Source organism: Candidatus Paralachnospira sp. LCP21S3_A2, assembly GCF_052118925.1.
Lineage (GTDB): Bacteria > Bacillota > Clostridia > Lachnospirales > Lachnospiraceae > Lientehia.
Window position 1 is genome coordinate 1 of the sequence record NZ_JBQKGG010000059.1, and the last position, 311, is coordinate 311.

Annotated in this window: 1 pseudogene; it reads right to left on the bottom strand. The window is 57.9% G+C overall.

Annotated features, from left to right (window positions below):
• Nucleotides 1–311 (bottom strand): annotated as a pseudogene (locus ACTQ3K_RS12690) (AAA family ATPase); the annotation flags it as partial.

Sequence of the window (311 nt, forward strand, 5' to 3'; positions counted from 1 at the left end):
TGCCTGCTCACTCTGCTTCTTCCTGGACTCTCTGCCACGCTGCCACATCGGCTTCTCCACCTCCGGCTCAACGTCGCCCAGTGCCCCGCTCTGATCGATCCGGTGAACGGGAAAATCAAACCACAGGTTGACCGGCTGAAACTTTGGAAACTCCCGGAGCGTCCCTTCGATCCGCCACGCTGTCCGTGCCTGCACCATGGCTTTTGCCGCCTCAATCTGGCGCTCCAGCGTCTGCATCTGCCACTTATCCAGCGTCTTTTTGCAGTACTCCATCATCTGGGTGCTGCTTAACAGATCGTCCTGGGATAAGT